The sequence below is a fragment of the Nostoc sp. JL23 genome, assembly GCF_017115065.1.
Classification (GTDB): Bacteria; Cyanobacteriota; Cyanobacteriia; order Cyanobacteriales; family Nostocaceae; genus Nostoc; species Nostoc punctiforme_A.
In genome coordinates this window covers 113,103-127,546 of sequence record NZ_JABXKN010000092.1, presented here as the reverse complement: position 1 = coordinate 127,546, position 14,444 = coordinate 113,103, and the positions used below count along the sequence as shown (strand labels likewise).

Annotated in this window: 15 protein-coding genes and 1 pseudogene; 11 read left to right on the top strand and 5 right to left on the bottom strand. The window is 41.2% G+C overall.

The annotated features are described in order from the left end of the window. Positions 1-66 precede the first annotated feature (66 nt). From HWQ42_RS18405 to nblB, 5 genes are all read left to right on the top strand, one after another. Positions 67-1,023, top strand: a complete 957-nt coding sequence (locus HWQ42_RS18405) for an RNA polymerase sigma factor, RpoD/SigA family (RefSeq protein ID WP_292734295.1) — start codon at positions 67-69, stop codon at positions 1,021-1,023. A gap of 222 nt (positions 1,024-1,245) precedes the next feature. Continuing rightward, entirely contained in the window at positions 1,246-1,590 is a 345-nt protein-coding gene (locus tag HWQ42_RS18400) for a DUF760 domain-containing protein (RefSeq protein ID WP_099102117.1), read from the top strand. 659 nt (positions 1,591-2,249) lie between these two features. Then, positions 2,250-2,666, top strand: a complete 417-nt coding sequence (gene mutT, locus HWQ42_RS18395) for an 8-oxo-dGTP diphosphatase MutT (RefSeq protein WP_292814709.1) — start codon at positions 2,250-2,252, stop codon at positions 2,664-2,666. 196 nt (positions 2,667-2,862) lie between these two features. After that, positions 2,863-3,327 carry a CBS domain-containing protein gene (locus HWQ42_RS18390; protein ID WP_190938738.1) on the top strand — a complete coding sequence of 155 codons (465 nt, stop codon included), beginning with the start codon at positions 2,863-2,865 and terminating at the stop codon, positions 3,325-3,327. Positions 3,328-3,430: 103 nt separating this feature from the next. Continuing rightward, complete coding sequence (gene nblB / locus HWQ42_RS18385) at positions 3,431-4,096, top strand: phycobilisome degradation protein NblB (RefSeq protein WP_292814706.1); 666 nt, start codon at positions 3,431-3,433, stop codon at positions 4,094-4,096. A gap of 160 nt (positions 4,097-4,256) precedes the next feature. Here nblB and HWQ42_RS18380 read toward each other — a convergent pair whose 3' ends face one another. Both HWQ42_RS18380 and HWQ42_RS18375 read right to left on the bottom strand, forming a co-directional pair. Then, entirely contained in the window at positions 4,257-4,910 is a 654-nt protein-coding gene (locus tag HWQ42_RS18380) for a PEP-CTERM sorting domain-containing protein (RefSeq protein WP_292814705.1), read from the bottom strand. 552 nt (positions 4,911-5,462) lie between these two features. Then, on the bottom strand, positions 5,463-5,981 hold the full coding sequence (locus tag HWQ42_RS18375; RefSeq protein ID WP_194042414.1) for a DUF456 domain-containing protein: 519 nt from the start codon (positions 5,979-5,981) through the stop codon (positions 5,463-5,465). Positions 5,982-6,135: 154 nt separating this feature from the next. Here HWQ42_RS18375 and HWQ42_RS18370 point away from each other — a divergent pair, with 154 nt between their 5' ends. Next, positions 6,136-7,050, top strand: a complete 915-nt coding sequence (locus tag HWQ42_RS18370) for a M48 family metallopeptidase (protein ID WP_292814703.1) — start codon at positions 6,136-6,138, stop codon at positions 7,048-7,050. Positions 7,051-7,216: 166 nt separating this feature from the next. Here HWQ42_RS18370 and HWQ42_RS18365 read toward each other — a convergent pair whose 3' ends face one another. Together HWQ42_RS18365 and rpaB are read right to left on the bottom strand one after the other, a co-directional pair. Next, positions 7,217-7,855 (bottom strand): cofactor assembly of complex C subunit B, encoded by a 639-nt coding sequence (locus HWQ42_RS18365; RefSeq protein ID WP_292814701.1) that lies wholly within the window; start codon positions 7,853-7,855, stop codon positions 7,217-7,219. A 116-nt stretch (positions 7,856-7,971) separates the two neighbouring features. After that, positions 7,972-8,700, bottom strand: a complete 729-nt coding sequence (gene rpaB, locus HWQ42_RS18360; protein ID WP_012412029.1) for a response regulator transcription factor RpaB — start codon at positions 8,698-8,700, stop codon at positions 7,972-7,974. A 170-nt stretch (positions 8,701-8,870) separates the two neighbouring features. On the opposite strand from rpaB, the gene radA reads away from it, so the two are divergent. From radA to HWQ42_RS18340, 4 genes and pseudogenes are all read left to right on the top strand, one after another. After that, positions 8,871-10,397: a DNA repair protein RadA gene (gene radA, locus HWQ42_RS18355; protein ID WP_292814699.1), complete on the top strand. Its 1,527-nt coding sequence runs from the start codon at positions 8,871-8,873 to the stop codon at positions 10,395-10,397. A gap of 106 nt (positions 10,398-10,503) precedes the next feature. Next, entirely contained in the window at positions 10,504-11,253 is a 750-nt protein-coding gene (locus tag HWQ42_RS18350) for a Uma2 family endonuclease (RefSeq protein WP_292814696.1), read from the top strand. A gap of 327 nt (positions 11,254-11,580) precedes the next feature. Next, positions 11,581-11,856 carry a hypothetical protein gene (locus HWQ42_RS18345; RefSeq protein WP_292814694.1) on the top strand — a complete coding sequence of 92 codons (276 nt, stop codon included), beginning with the start codon at positions 11,581-11,583 and terminating at the stop codon, positions 11,854-11,856. 177 nt (positions 11,857-12,033) lie between these two features. Further along, positions 12,034-12,494: pseudogene (locus tag HWQ42_RS18340) on the top strand (Uma2 family endonuclease); the annotation flags it as partial. On the opposite strand, the gene HWQ42_RS18335 reads toward HWQ42_RS18340, so the two are convergent. Then, positions 12,477-12,719 (bottom strand): hypothetical protein, encoded by a 243-nt coding sequence (locus HWQ42_RS18335; protein ID WP_292814691.1) that lies wholly within the window; start codon positions 12,717-12,719, stop codon positions 12,477-12,479. The pseudogene HWQ42_RS18340 and the gene HWQ42_RS18335 overlap by 18 nt on opposite strands. Before the next feature lie 358 nt (positions 12,720-13,077). On the opposite strand from HWQ42_RS18335, the gene HWQ42_RS18330 reads away from it, so the two are divergent. Next, positions 13,078-14,322, top strand: a complete 1,245-nt coding sequence (locus HWQ42_RS18330; RefSeq protein ID WP_292814984.1) for a serine/threonine-protein kinase — start codon at positions 13,078-13,080, stop codon at positions 14,320-14,322. Positions 14,323-14,444 lie beyond the last annotated feature (122 nt).

The window sequence follows — 14,444 nt, the reverse complement described above, 5'->3', positions numbered from 1 at the left end:
AATAAAGAAAGCATCTATCCCTTAATGACCCTACCGCCAACCCCATCATTACCAAAGAGTAGCGCCATGAAGACCGCTCAGACAGCCACAGACCTCGTGCGGACTTACCTGCGTGAGATTGGCCGTGTGCCACTCTTAACCCACGAGGAAGAGATTTTCTATGGTAAACAGGTGCAACGTTCCTGCGCTTTGCACGAATCCAGGGAATCTCTTGCCACCCAGCTAGATCGTCAACCGACTCTAGAAGAGTGGGCCAAAGCAACAAACCTAGAACCAGCAGAGTTGAACGAAGCGATCGCAGATGGTGAAATTGCCAAACGCAAGATGGTAGAAGCCAATTTGCGACTGGTAGTGTCCGTTGCCAAAAAATACATCAAGCGCAACGTCGATTTACTCGACTTGATCCAAGAGGGTAGTATTGGTATGCAACGAGGTGTAGAAAAGTTTGACCCGACCAAAGGGTACAGATTTTCTACTTATGCCTATTGGTGGATTCGGCAAGCAATTACTCGTGCTATAGCCGAAAAAGCTCGTACCATTCGGCTGCCGATCCATATCACCGAAAAATTAAATAAGATTAAAAAGGCACAGCGCCAATTGTCTCAAAAGTTGGGACGCGCTCCTACAGCTGGGGAGCTAGCTCAAGAATTAGAATTGACCCCCAAACAAGTACGAGAGTATTTAGAAAAGGCGCGTTTACCCCTTTCCTTGGATTTGCGGCTGGGTGATAACTACGACACCGAACTCGGAGAAATGCTGGAAGATCCAGGGGCTTCTCCCGAAGAGTTTGTTATGCAATCTTCCCTTTCTTATGACTTAGATCGCTTGATGGGCGATCTAACGCCACAACAGAGGGAAGTAATCACACTGCGCTTTGGCTTAACTGATGGGCAAGCTCTGACTCTGGCTAGAATTGGTGAAATATTGAACATCAGTCGAGAACGAGTCCGACAAATTGAACGGGAAGCCTTAAGCAAACTTCGCAAGTCTAAAGCCAACATGGATGAATATTTGGCAAGTTAGAAGTTAGGAGTGATGAGTTTGTAATTAACTCCCCACTCCTCACCTATTTATTGGGGTGAGAAAATACGCTGACTTTGGTACGGTTACACCTACTTCCACTCTTACGCTAGGCTGTTACATTAGTTGACAGGAAGACAAAATAACTAAGTCAAATCCAAAACAGACATTTAATATTTAAATCACAAGCACCGCAGCTAATAGTGGTAGTTAAGGAGCTAAAAAATGAGTAACCCATCCAATCGTGTCTCAGAATTTTTTAATAGCGAATCAGAAACTAACGATTTACTCTGGCAGTACGTTAAATCCTTGAGTCCAGAGACAGTTACCCAGCTATCCAAACCCACGTCTGCCGAAGTCTTTCAGGTGATGGAACGGAATATTACAGGACTATTAGGTAATCTACCTTCAGAACACTTTGGTGTTACCGTAACCACAAATCGGGAAAATCTAGGTAGGCTTCTTGCTTCTGCGATGATTAGTGGTTATTTCTTGCGTAACGCTGAACAGAGAATGAATTTTGAAATGGCCTTACAAGGATCTGAAACCGACAACAGCGAAATTGACTAGAGATGTGCAATTTGGCAAATTTAATCAATATTGTTGGGCTGATAGCTAGTCATAACTTACGGCGATGCGAATTTAAAATAAATCTCTGGGAAATCTTTGCCGCTAATTCCCGATTATACATCACCTAAGTTTTTTAAAATATCCAAAATAGTGACGAATTCAGGTTGAAGTTTAAACGCAGAGGAAGGCGGGGTGTTTGATTTCGCTTCTCTGCAAACTCCTGTAATTTGGTGATTAATCCAATCAATGATATGATGTCAGGCTAGTTAGTTATAACTTCCGAATCTATGCAGAAAGCATAAAAATCCCTTTCCTGCAAACCTTTTCTGCGGTCTGAATAATAAGTTTTTAACCGCACACAATGTTAGAGGCTTGTTTATAAATGATTAATGCACATTTGTGGATAAACTAACAGTGCTAAATAACCTTTGCAATAAATCTAAACTCGGCAGAGTTCCAACTAGTCTGCCGAGTTTTGTTATTAGTCAAGAGTCAAAATTCAGAAATTATTTATCGTAAATTCAAGGGTTTAAGAACCTGCAATCTACATGTAGCAACCATTTCAGTCGGGGTTTAAATCCCCGTCTGAAATGTCTTTAATTTTGAATTTTGAATTTTGAATTGTTAATCTTTACCTACTCCCTACTCCCCATTCAACTATGAGTGAAACCAGTTCTTTCCCACCCCATAAAATCATTGGTGTTGCAGTAATTTGGAATGACCAAAAGCAAATTTTAATTGACCGCCGTCGTCCAGAAGGAGCAATGGGTGGTTTGTGGGAATTTCCTGGTGGTAAAATAGAGCCTGGTGAAACCATCCAAGAATGTATTCAACGGGAAATTTCCGAAGAACTGGGAATAGTAATTGAAGTGGGAGAGCATCTAATTACTATTGACCACAGCTATACAAACTTGCGCGTTACCCTCACAGTACATCACTGCCGCCATCTTACAGGTATCCCCCAACCTTTGGAATCCGATGAGATTCGCTGGGTAAATTTGGAAGAACTAGAGCATTTTACTTTTCCGAAAGCAAATACTCAAATTATTGCTGCATTGAAAGGAAGTGGGCGCTAGGAAAGAAGCAGAGGGAGCAGGGGTGCAGGGGAACAGAGGAGAATAATTAATAACCAATGCCCAATGACAAATGACCAATGCCCAATGCCCAATGACAAATGACCAATCCCGTAACAATCTATTAATTGCATCAGGTTGAGTCTCACAATTTTCTACAATAGGCGCAGGGACTTTGATTTAAGGTGTCAGCAAATAAATGCCTAAAACCGTTGCCGATGTGATGAGCCGCGATCCTATTGTTGTCCGGGAGGAAACTCCACTCAAGGAAGCTATCCAAATTCTCGCAGAACGCCATATCAGCGGACTACCTGTTGTGGATGATCTCGGTAAATTGGTGGGCATTATCTCGGAAACCGATTTGATGTGGCAAGAAACTGGTGTTACTCCACCGGCGTACATTATGTTTCTTGATAGTGTTATCTATTTAAAAAATCCTGCTACGTATGACCGTGATTTGCACAAGGCTCTAGGGCAAACTGTCGGGGAGGTGATGAGTAAAAACCCGATCGCTATTTCCCCTGATAAAACTTTAAGAGAAGCAGCTACAATCATGCATGATCGCAGCGTTCACCGCTTACCAGTACTTGAGAGTACAGGTCAAGTAATTGGTATTCTCACTCGTGGTGATATTATTCGGGCTATGGCTGCTAGTCAAGATTAGTCAAAAATAGAGACGCGATTAATCGCGTCTGTACAAAAGTCAAAAGTAGAGACGCGATTAATCGCGTCTGTCTTTTTTACATTTGAAAATCAAGGATAACTAAATGAGTATTACTCCGGAGTCTGTTAAGCAATTGCTCAGTTCTGAGGATTTAGGCGATCGCTTACGTGCAGTAAATCAAATCCGCGAATTGGAACCTGCGGTTGGCTTTGAATTAATTCAAAGTGCTATTGGCGATCGCAATTCCCGTGTCCGTTACTCAGCTGTAAGTCAAATGGATACACTTGGAACCCAAGATTTACAGTTATCCTTGGATATCTTGCGCGATCGCTTGCTTCATGACTCCGAAGTAGATGTACAAGCAGCAGCAGCAGACTGTTTAGGGGCTCTGAAGTTACGTGAAGCTTTTGAAGATTTACAGCAGCTGTATCATACAACTGGTGAATGGCTAATACAATTCAGTATTATTGCTACATTAGGAGAGTTGGGCGATCCACGAGCCTTTGAACTACTCAAAGAGGCACTCTCATCAGAAAACGAGTTAGTCCAAACTGCTGCTATTAGTTCCTTGGGTGACTTGGGAGATGTACAAGCAGTTCCGCTGTTGGCTCCCTATGCTACTAATCCAGATTGGCAAATTCGTTACAGACTTGTACAAGCCTTGGCTCGTTTGGGTAATCCAGAAGCCAAATCTATCTTAGAAACTCTGGCTAATGATGAAGTAGATGCGATCGCAAGCGAAGCCAAAAATTCTTTGCAGTCAGCTTAAGTCTATCTCCGGTTAAGAAAATTCACTTTTAATATAGATTTGTCTGGCAGCAGAAAAAATTCGACCTGGTTGGGAAAATTTTGCATTCCAGCCAGATCGAATAGAGAAATTAGAGTTACTTTTAGTTGCTAAAAGTAACTTGTTTGTATTTAGGACAGGACTATTGAAGGATACTTTTGCGGCGGCGAGACATAACCATGCCAGCACCAACTAAACCTAAACCTAGCATTGTGGTTGGCTCAGGAACAGTGGTCAGAGTTAACTCGTATTTGCTTGCAGCCCTAGAAAGAGAAGCAGTCACAAAGCCCGTTGCAATAGTTTGCCCATTGAAATTAAATTTCCCTGTAATCCCTTCTAATGACGCGTCAAGAATGTTAGTATTCGATGTCCGAATTCTGCTAACTACAGAATTATCTAGGTCAAAGGTAAGAAGCGCAGTGGTACTACCCAGAGTTCTTGATCCGAAATCAATGAATGAAGTGTAAGCGCCTGTAGAGTATGACGTAGCTGTATTAGCTATCTTGGTTAAATTTAGAGTTTTAATGGTAATACCTGCGCCTGGGTTTAAATTTGGTGAGAAGAATCCAAAATCACCATCAGTATCAACACTATCAACATCGACAAATTTAATGGTAGTATTAGCTGGATTGATTCCATCATTAGGAACGATAGATGTACCACTAAGACCAATACTCCCGTTCAGGGTTACAGCTTGAGCCGAGCCAGCAGATGTAAACATCCCAGCAGTAGCCAAGGGGATTACAAAAGTAGCAGCCAGAGTCGCGTTTACTAATTTAGATTTTAAATTAATCATGAGCCTTTGAAAGTCCTAATAATAACGGAACAGAGAAATTGATTGCTTGACTTTTACTATCAGTAATCTATTTAAAATACTGTCAGTGAAAGCGAAACTTGCGTGATGTATTTCTTATCTCCATAAAATCACATAGACTTAGAACCTGCAATATTTACTGAGTGGTCTTCATCACATCTTCAACTAATAAATAGTCTTCATAAAATTTTAATTTCTTACATATCTCCGCTTCGTATATCTCTTACTCTCTAGGGTTTAAATTATTGGCAATAGCTCTGACTTTAAGAAAAACTATCTGCGTAATGCTTAAATATAGTAATTATTTATACTTAACACTGCTAAACCAGATTTTAGATCAATGGAGTATGCAGTGTATCTATAATCTTTCGAGTTGCCAATATTTAGTGAAACGGTTCCTCTCATAGAATAAATGGGAGGAACCGCTGTATTTGTTTACTATGGATAGTCTTTGCGCTCAAATTGAATCTTTGGAACAAACGACTAATTGCTAGCTATTGCCGCTGTTCTCAAATCTGTCAGATTTTTCAAATGCTAAGAGCCAAATACTTGTGGCCAAGTTGTCACAACAAAAACTACAACCGCGGCGATTGCTAACAACCCTTGAATCAAATTTCCAACCAAAGATCCGACTACAATTCCTATACCTGCTTTAACTGCTAACCCAAATTCACGTCGGTACAGATACTCACCAATAATTGCTCCTAAAAGCGGGCCTAGTAAAATTCCTAACAGTGGCCCCCCAAAAGGTAAAGTTGGCAATAATCCCAAAAATCCTACTACTAAGCCGACAATTGCGCCAATTTGCCCCCACTTGCTAGCTCCAGCTTGTTTTGCTCCCACATAGCTAGCTAAAAAATCCACTCCGACACTGAGTAGTAAAACTATAATTGTCACAATTAGTGGAATCTTGATAGCTGCAAAGGAACTACTAACGATTCCCCAGATAATAATTGCAATTAAAATTAAGCTGCTACCAGGAATAGCTGGAACTACAGCACCGATAATACCCACGACCATTACGGCAATTAATAGCCAATAAATAATTTGCATAGATTAATTGTAAATTTCCAAATTCTCTCATAGGGGCGCACATCTGTGCGCCCCTACTGTATATTCTATCTGGGTAAGATAGCGAGAAATGCTTAGTACACTGTGGTGCAAGTTTGCTAATGCTTCTAAACTGCTATTTAAAAGCTCAAAACCAATGACGAGAAAAATATTAACTGGACTAAGTTCTGAAGCCTACGAACACCCCTTTGATCGCAAAGCTTTGGCTTCTTTGCAAAATATGCCTGGTGTCTCCTTGCTACTCAAAAAAATTAACGAATACGGTATTGATCGCCTACTTAGACTGCAAAGCCTTGGTAGTGAAATCAGAATTTCGCCCCGTAATTTTCCCGAATTACATCAAGCATTTGTAGAAACCTGCCAAATTCTTGATGTTGCTCCACTTCCTGAATTATATCTATTTCGAGGCACAGGTCACATTGAAACCTATATTGTTGGCGTAGAAAAACCCCTTGTCGGTATTAATTTAGATGCAATGGAGTGGCTTGGCGTAGATGAGTTGCTTTATGTTTTCGGACACGAAATCGCTCGCATCAAGAGTCAGCACATGATTTATCACCAAATGGCAATTGTTATGCCAACGTTAAAAAATTTGTTAAGCAGTACCACACTAGGAGTCGGTGGCTTAGTAGCTGGTGGAATGGAACTAGGTTTGTATAATTGGCGGATGATGGCTAGGTTCACTGCCGATCGGGCTGCTTTGCTTGCTTGTCAGGATATTGACGTAGCAACTACTACACTGATGAAACTCGCAGGTTTACCAGATGAGTACTTGACTACTGCTGTAATTGAAGATTTCCTCATCCAAGCCCGTGAGTTTGCATCCAATAACTTTGATAGTGTGGATAAAGTCACCAAAATATTAAGCTATACAGAATCTGGGCTTTCTTGGGTAGTTATGCGGGCTGGGGAGTTATTAAAATGGGTTGATTCAGGAGAATATGATAATTTAATTCAACAGACAAATTTAAAGATACCGGAAGAACTAGAAGAAAAAGAAGGAAAAACACCACAAGAAAAGGAAGGTTGGAATTTTTTAACTTCTTGGTGATTGAATTTTAAGTTTTAGATTTTAGATTTAATTTTTAAATTTAAAATACGCTTGTGACAGTCAATGACTTGCTAATACCGATTAGCTGCGGCTAGCTTATTCCTAAACAAGGGGCTTAAGCCCCTTGTCTCACTAAAATTGGCTAACTTCTAAACTAGCTGACAACCTAAGTACTAAGAGTAACGGCTAATTTATCAGCAATTCCCGCAATCCAGTTTTCATCTTGTTTGGTGTAACTGCGAGGAGCATTTGCTCCCAAAATTAATGCACCTTGGTTGCCAATAGGTTGACAAATTACACCTTGAGTATTTTCTGGTAAATAATCAAATTCAAGCCTACCTGGATATATTTTTAGAGCAACTAGATAAATCGGTTTTTGTTTTTCGAGTACCTGTTTTAAGATTACTCCTGGCACAACTTCAGATTTAGTACCCAGAATCCCGCGACGCAACAAAACTTTACCTTGATAAAAAACCACAAGCGATCGCGTTACTGTATTAGTCAACAATAAATGAGATGCCCAAGCTAGCTCTGTTCTCACGGCTTCGGGTAAATCTGCTGCGAGTACAAAACCTTCTTCTCCAATTAGTTCTACAGTATCAGGCGATCGCGGCTGAACTTGCTGCCAAATTAAACCCGTCAAAATTAACACCGCACTCAAAATCACGCCCACCACATCACCACGCGATTGAGACTGAGTTAATTCCGGTGTTAATAAACGGTTAATCAATAAAAGTACAGCGCCTAACCCACCTACGACAATGGGTAGACGCCGCAAAACTCGATTAGGATCAGGTTTAGTCATTAGAAATTGGGAATTGAGCATTGAGCATTGGGCATTAGACAATAATTAAAGTTCTTCTCCCCCTGCCTCTCCTACTTCCCCTGCTCCCTGCCCCCTGCTTCCCCTGCCTCATCTCCTCACTCCTCCCCTGGTTCAATAATCCGCTGGAAAAGATAACCAGTACCCCGTGCGGTGAGAATCAATTCTGGGTTACTAGGATCATCTTCTAATTTTGCGCGCAAACGTGATATATGCACATCTACTACACGGGTATCTACATGACGTTCTGGTGTATAACCCCATACTTCCTGCAAAATTTCCGAACGAGAAAAAGCTTCTCCAGAGCGACTGACTAACAACTCTAACAAGCTGAACTCCATACCTGTCAATCGAATGCGCTCATCGCCTTTGTAGACTTGTCGCTTATTCGTATCGATTTTAATATTAGCGACATGGATTACCCCAGAACTGGGAATTCCAGAAGCACCGTTTTTATCTACTCGTCGCAGCACTGAGCGAATCCGGGCTTCTAGCTCCTTGGGGGAAAATGGTTTAACTACATAGTCATCAGCACCCAATTCTAACCCGGTGATGCGATCAGCTACATCACCCAAGGCTGTTAGCATAATAATGGGGACATCTGATTCTTTTCGTAATTCTTGACATACACCATAGCCGTCTAGCTTTGGCATCATTACATCTAAAACTACCAGGTCAGGCTCAGTTTTGCGAAAAGTTTCCAAAGCTTCTTCCCCGTCGCCAGCTGTCACTACATCGTAGCCAATCATGGAAAGGCGTGTTTCCAAAATCCGGCGAATGCTGGCTTCGTCGTCTACCACCAAGATTTTTTCTTTATGGCTTTCCAAGTTTCTCTAGGCTCCTTGACTAAAAATTTACATGATTAATTTTTAATACCATAATATTAAGATATCATTCCATGAATTGATTTGGAAAAAGCTATAAATACCACTATTATTAGTTTTTAGTTTTTTTCAAGAATTAAGTAAATATTAAGATTATTTAATAAGATTTAAGAATGGCAAAGCCAAAAACCTTTTTCACTTGTAACGAATGTGGAGCAGAATCGCCCCAGTGGTTTGGTAAGTGTCCAGCTTGCGGTACTTACAACTCTCTAGAAGAACAAATTTCGATTCAATCCTCAGTAGATGTACCCAGTCGGGGTGGAGTAAGTAGTTGGCAATCAGCTCAAGGCAATGGCAAATCTCACAATAAACCAGCTAAAGCGCGAGCTTCCTTAACATTCGATCAAATTACCGATCGCCAAATCGCTCGCTGGGAGTCTGGTTATGGAGAATTAGATCGAGTGCTTGGAGGTGGGGTTGTCCCTGGCTCTATGGTGCTGATTGGCGGCGATCCAGGTATTGGTAAATCGACTTTATTGTTGCAAGTATCTAATCAATTAGCACAGAAATACCGCATCCTTTACGTAACTGGTGAAGAATCAGGACAGCAGGTAAAATTACGAGCTTCCCGTTTGGGAGTATCAAAACCCCCAAGTGTGGTTAATGAGGAAAAGGTAACAGTAGTAGTAGATCCTACACTTCCTATAGACCCTGACAGTATAGGTGCAGATTTATATGTACTGCCAGAAACAGATTTAGAAGAAATTTTACGGGAAATAGATTCTCTCAAACCAAATGTGGCGGTGATTGATAGTATCCAAACGGTGTTTTTTCCGGCGCTGACTTCTGCACCAGGTTCAGTAGCTCAGGTACGGGAATGTACCGCAGCACTGATGAAGGTGGCGAAGCACGAAGATGTCACCATGCTGATTGTGGGACACGTCACCAAAGAAGGAGCGATCGCAGGGCCAAAAGTTTTAGAACATTTAGTTGATACAGTATTGTATTTTGAAGGCGATCGCTTTGCCTCCCATCGGTTATTACGGACAGTCAAAAATCGCTTCGGCGCAACTCACGAAATCGGTATCTTTGAAATGGTGACAGATGGATTGCGAGAAGTCTCCAACCCCTCAGAGCTATTTTTAGGCAACCGTGACGATCCAGCGCCAGGTACGGCCATTGTGGTTGCTTGCGAAGGTACTCGCCCGATAGTTGTGGAGTTGCAAGCTTTGGTGAGTCCCACCAGTTATCCTTCCCCGCGTCGTGCTGGAACTGGCGTAGACTATAACCGCTTAGTGCAAATCCTCGCCGTCTTAGAAAAACGGGTGGGAATTCCGATGTCAAAGTTAGATTCCTACGTTGCTTCTGCGGGTGGGTTGAATGTGGAAGAACCAGCAGTAGATTTAGGAATAGCGATCGCAATTGTCGCTAGTTTCCGCGATCGCATCGTCGATCCAGGTACAGTATTAATCGGTGAAGTTGGCTTAGGCGGACAAGTGCGATCGGTTTCCCAAATGGAACTGCGGTTAAAAGAAGCTGCTAAGTTGGGATTTAAACGAGCGATCGTGCCCAAAGGGACAAAATTTCCTGACTTGAATATTGAGATATTACAAGTCTCTAAAGTAATAGATGCGATTATCGCCGCCATACCGCATCAGGAATTGACAGCCGACGATTTAGAACCAGATGAAGAAGAGTAAATATTGGGGACTGGGAAGATGAGGGAGATGAGGGAGAAGAATTAATAACCAATGCCCAATGCCCCATGCCCAATGCCCAATGCCCAATCCTAAAGGAAAACCCATCATGACAACCCTCACCCAAGACTACCAAATCACTTGGGAAAAACTACCCGATGATTACAAACTACCAGACGATCCAGTGGACAACATCAACCAACCAGCCTTAGCTGCTGCACTTACAGAAAGCCTACAATTAGCCGGAAAAATTTCAGCTAACGCCCTAGCAACAACTAATTACGGTATTTGTGCCACTTTAAACAACAGAATGGTCATTAAAGCTCCTGATTGGGCTTTCATTGCCAAAATTAATGTTAGTAGAGAAGAAGTAATACGCAGTTACACACCTCAACTACAGGGTGACATTCCCGTAATTGTGATGGAATTTGTTTCCGATACACAGGAGACAGAGTATTCTATCAAAGCGACATATCCTCCAGGAAAATGGTTTTTTTACGAGCGCATTTTAAAAGTACCAAACTACATCATCTTTGAACCAGATAGCGGCAGTTTAGAGATGTATCACTTACAAACCACAGAACAGTACATTTTGCAAGAGCCTGATGAAAATCAACGCTACTGGATAGCTGAAATGAATCTTTACCTTGGAGTGTCCCCAGGTACTCGTGAAAACCGCACAGGAAAGTGGTTACGGTGGTGGGATGAACAAGGAAATCTTTTGCCTTGGGGAATAGAATTAGCCGAACAGGAACGCCAACGCACCGAACAGGAACGCCAACGCGCCGAACAAGAACGCCAACGCGCTGAACGACTAGCAGCACAATTGCGGGCGGCGGGAATTGAGCCAGAAGATTAGACTTCCTGTAAATAATTTATGTTTGCTAGATTAGCGAAAAATTTGCTAAATCTAGCATTTTTTTTAGAAAGATGAAATTTTAAATAATACCAATTAAAGCTAAAAGTTGAGAGTATTTTTGTTAATTAGGGGTTGCTAATACTACCAAAGCTAAGGCTAATTTATTCCCGTTAAAACTTGAAAATTATTAATAATAATTTTCAAGTTTGTAGCTGACGAGTATAACTTTATACCTTAATATCAAAGACATGATAAAGGCGATCGCCTAATCCCGCGAAGAAGAATGCGATCGCCTTTATGTAACCCCTTTATCAGGAGACAAATACAATGATGGCACAATTACAAAAGTCTGCCCAATCACAGTTAAAGCAATACCTGGGTGAATTAGATACACCCACCCGCAAGGAATCAACTGCACAGCCATTTCCGAACAGAGAACCGATTAAGCATCTACTGATTGGTTCTCCCAAAGCCGTTAGCAGTACAATTCACTACTTGCAGGTAATTGGCTATGCCAGTGTAGGAGATTGGAGTCCACTGCTACCAACCGCCAACCCAGGTGAAGTAATGAGTATTTTAAGCCGTCAAATTTTAACGCAATAACCACTATCTAACTTAGATCCCCGACTTTTCAAAAAAGTCGGGGATCTGAACAGCGCAAGGTTTCTATTTTTCCTGTCGGGGATCTTCAGAGGGAGGATGAAAACCTCCTTTTATCCAAAGTTGCCGGGATTTTTGAATGAAGCGATCGCTACGGCGTTGATCATTCAAATCTAATCTATTGAGTTATTATCTCCAGGTACAGAAGACGAAGATTTAGGCACAAGAAGAGAAATGCAGCAGATAAACCTCCTAGCAAATGGGAAGTTTATGAGCGAATTCTGCGGATTCCCTACTATGTTGTATTTAGTCGCTACACTAATGAACTTCGGGCTTTTCAGTTAGTTGGTGGTCACTATGAACCGATGAACTTGACTAATGGATACCTACTAATGCCAGAGATAGATTTAAGTTTAGGCTTATGGCAAGGTTCATTTCGAGATATTGAAAGGTTGTGGTTAAGGTGGTTCACTTTGACAGGAGAATTAATTCCCGCACCCACAGAGGAAGCGGCGGCTGCAACTGAACGAGCTATGATTGCTGAACAAGAAGCTGCTCAAGCCAAACGAAAAGTAGAACAATTAACAGAATGTTTGCGTCAGTTAGGTATGAATCCTGATGAACTAGATGAATTCTTGTAGCTTTACAAGTCTTTTCTTATACGCAGTATAATTTTCTGTTTTTGAGGAATCACCTGCACTAAAAACCTTGATAGCCGATGCCGAAGCAGCCATTTCATAACGATATTGGCTCCCAGAAAGATTAATTTTTGAGAGCGATCGCATATTTAGCACTTGAAATACATATAATATTCCTTTCAGCAAGTCTATAGCAACCTCAGTTTTTATGAAAAACCATGATGTCACGCTATATCCTTACTGTTCCTCAACTCAGTTTATATTGGGTTACTAAGGGGAAAATAAGGTTCAGCAGCAAATCTCAAAGGTGATGCCCTGAACATTTGCAGATATTACCGCAGACACTGATTATGTTGCGGCGGCTAAAATACTTAAGTATGAGTAGTAGGATTAAACTACCCAGGTTAAAATTGTCTATTTGGTAACACAAGACCATCAAAAAATTGTAGAAAAGTGTATTTCCTTGGCTCGATAGTGGTGCTAACCTCAATTTAAAGGATGTTATCAGCCTTTATCTGCTAGAGTTTCTGACTTTCAGCAAATTAGATAATTTATCAATAACAAAATCGCTAGGAGTGCGATGATGATGTCACAGTCCCCTATGACAAGACCAGAAATAGCTGCTGGAACTCTAATCGATAACCGCTATATTATCCAAAAACTTCTAGGACAGGGAGGATTGGGACGAACTTACTTAGCATTTGACACTCGTCGGTTTAATGAAGCCTGTGTTCTCAAAGAATTTGCACCCATTGGCACAGGCGAAAGTGGACTGGAACAATATCGTAACTTATTTAAAAGAGAGGCAAAAATTCTTCATCAATTGCAACATCCTCAAATTCCTAAGTTTTTGGCTTGCTTTGAAGGAGATGGTCGGCTATTCCTAGTACAAGAGTATGTTGACGGTAAAACATATTCAAGACTGCTAGGAGAACTTCAACGTCAAGGAAGAAATTTTTCTGAAGACGAAGTTATACAGTGGCTAAAGAATCTGCTGCCTGTTTTGGAATATGTGCATCAGCACAACATTATCCATCGAGATATTTCTCCAGACAACATCATGTTACCCGATGGCAAGGATCTGCCAGTGCTGATTGATTTCGGGGTAGGTAAGCAAATTGCTGACATAAACGAGGTGAGAAGTTCCAACCAACAGGTAACGTTTGTTGGCAAAATGTCCCTTGTAGGCAAAGTGGGATATGCTCCCCGCGAACAGATTAGTTTGGGTTTATGTTCACCCTCTAGTGACCTTTATGCTTTAGGTGTAACTGCTATTGTATTACTCACGGGTAGAGATCCATCTTTACTAATGGATCAATACTCACTTGAATGGAACTGGCGTGATTATACGTATGTGACTGATGGGTTTGCTCAAGTACTTGATTGTATGTTGGAAGATAGACCTAATAAGCGATACCAAACAGCCAGCGAAGTTCTTAGAGATTTAGGCTATATTGGAGAACCAGAAATAGCAATATCTTCTGCAATCATGGTTGATGATTTGCCAGCCACGGTATTTAACCCTGAATTTCAGGCTATGTCGGTTATATCACAGTCATATAACCAACCTGAAGAAACAATTTTTAGTTCACCGACTAGTCCACAAAATGGGCGACGAATTGAACAACAACAATCTTCACTCCAACCAGCATTTATCAAACATTGCCAGCAAGAATTAGCCTACCACATCGGCCCAATGGCAAATCTGATTATAGAAGAAATACTAGCTCACAATCCTTATATTTCAGCTGACCAATTTATTGAACTTGTAACTAAGGAAATTCCTAACTTTCAAGCAGCTTTTGAATTCAAAAAAAGCTTATTTTCATAGAGATTTAGACATCATGAAATTGATGAATAATTTTTCATCTCTTAACTAATTCTGTAAGTTTAAGTCAAGAGGGCTAATAAAAGTAACAAGGGTTTTTGGCAAAGCTACACGCAACGTCTTCT

Bases quoted from the DNA above. Each gene is read 5' to 3' on its own strand.
- HWQ42_RS18330 (WP_292814984.1), top strand. From the start codon at position 13,078: ATGTCACAGTCCCCTATGACAAGACCAGAAATAGCTGCTGGAACTCTA.
- HWQ42_RS18380 (WP_292814705.1), bottom strand. From the start codon at position 4,910: ATGATTAATTTAAAATCTAAATTAGTAAACGCGACTCTGGCTGCTACT.
- HWQ42_RS18405 (WP_292734295.1), top strand. From the start codon at position 67: ATGAAGACCGCTCAGACAGCCACAGACCTCGTGCGGACTTACCTGCGT.
- HWQ42_RS18365 (WP_292814701.1), bottom strand. From the start codon at position 7,855: ATGACTAAACCTGATCCTAATCGAGTTTTGCGGCGTCTACCCATTGTC.
- HWQ42_RS18400 (WP_099102117.1), top strand. From the start codon at position 1,246: ATGAGTAACCCATCCAATCGTGTCTCAGAATTTTTTAATAGCGAATCA.
- mutT (WP_292814709.1), top strand. From the start codon at position 2,250: ATGAGTGAAACCAGTTCTTTCCCACCCCATAAAATCATTGGTGTTGCA.
- HWQ42_RS18370 (WP_292814703.1), top strand. From the start codon at position 6,136: ATGACGAGAAAAATATTAACTGGACTAAGTTCTGAAGCCTACGAACAC.
- HWQ42_RS18390 (WP_190938738.1), top strand. From the start codon at position 2,863: ATGCCTAAAACCGTTGCCGATGTGATGAGCCGCGATCCTATTGTTGTC.
- radA (WP_292814699.1), top strand. From the start codon at position 8,871: ATGGCAAAGCCAAAAACCTTTTTCACTTGTAACGAATGTGGAGCAGAA.
- HWQ42_RS18350 (WP_292814696.1), top strand. From the start codon at position 10,504: ATGACAACCCTCACCCAAGACTACCAAATCACTTGGGAAAAACTACCC.
- HWQ42_RS18345 (WP_292814694.1), top strand. From the start codon at position 11,581: ATGATGGCACAATTACAAAAGTCTGCCCAATCACAGTTAAAGCAATAC.
- HWQ42_RS18375 (WP_194042414.1), bottom strand. From the start codon at position 5,981: ATGCAAATTATTTATTGGCTATTAATTGCCGTAATGGTCGTGGGTATT.
- nblB (WP_292814706.1), top strand. From the start codon at position 3,431: ATGAGTATTACTCCGGAGTCTGTTAAGCAATTGCTCAGTTCTGAGGAT.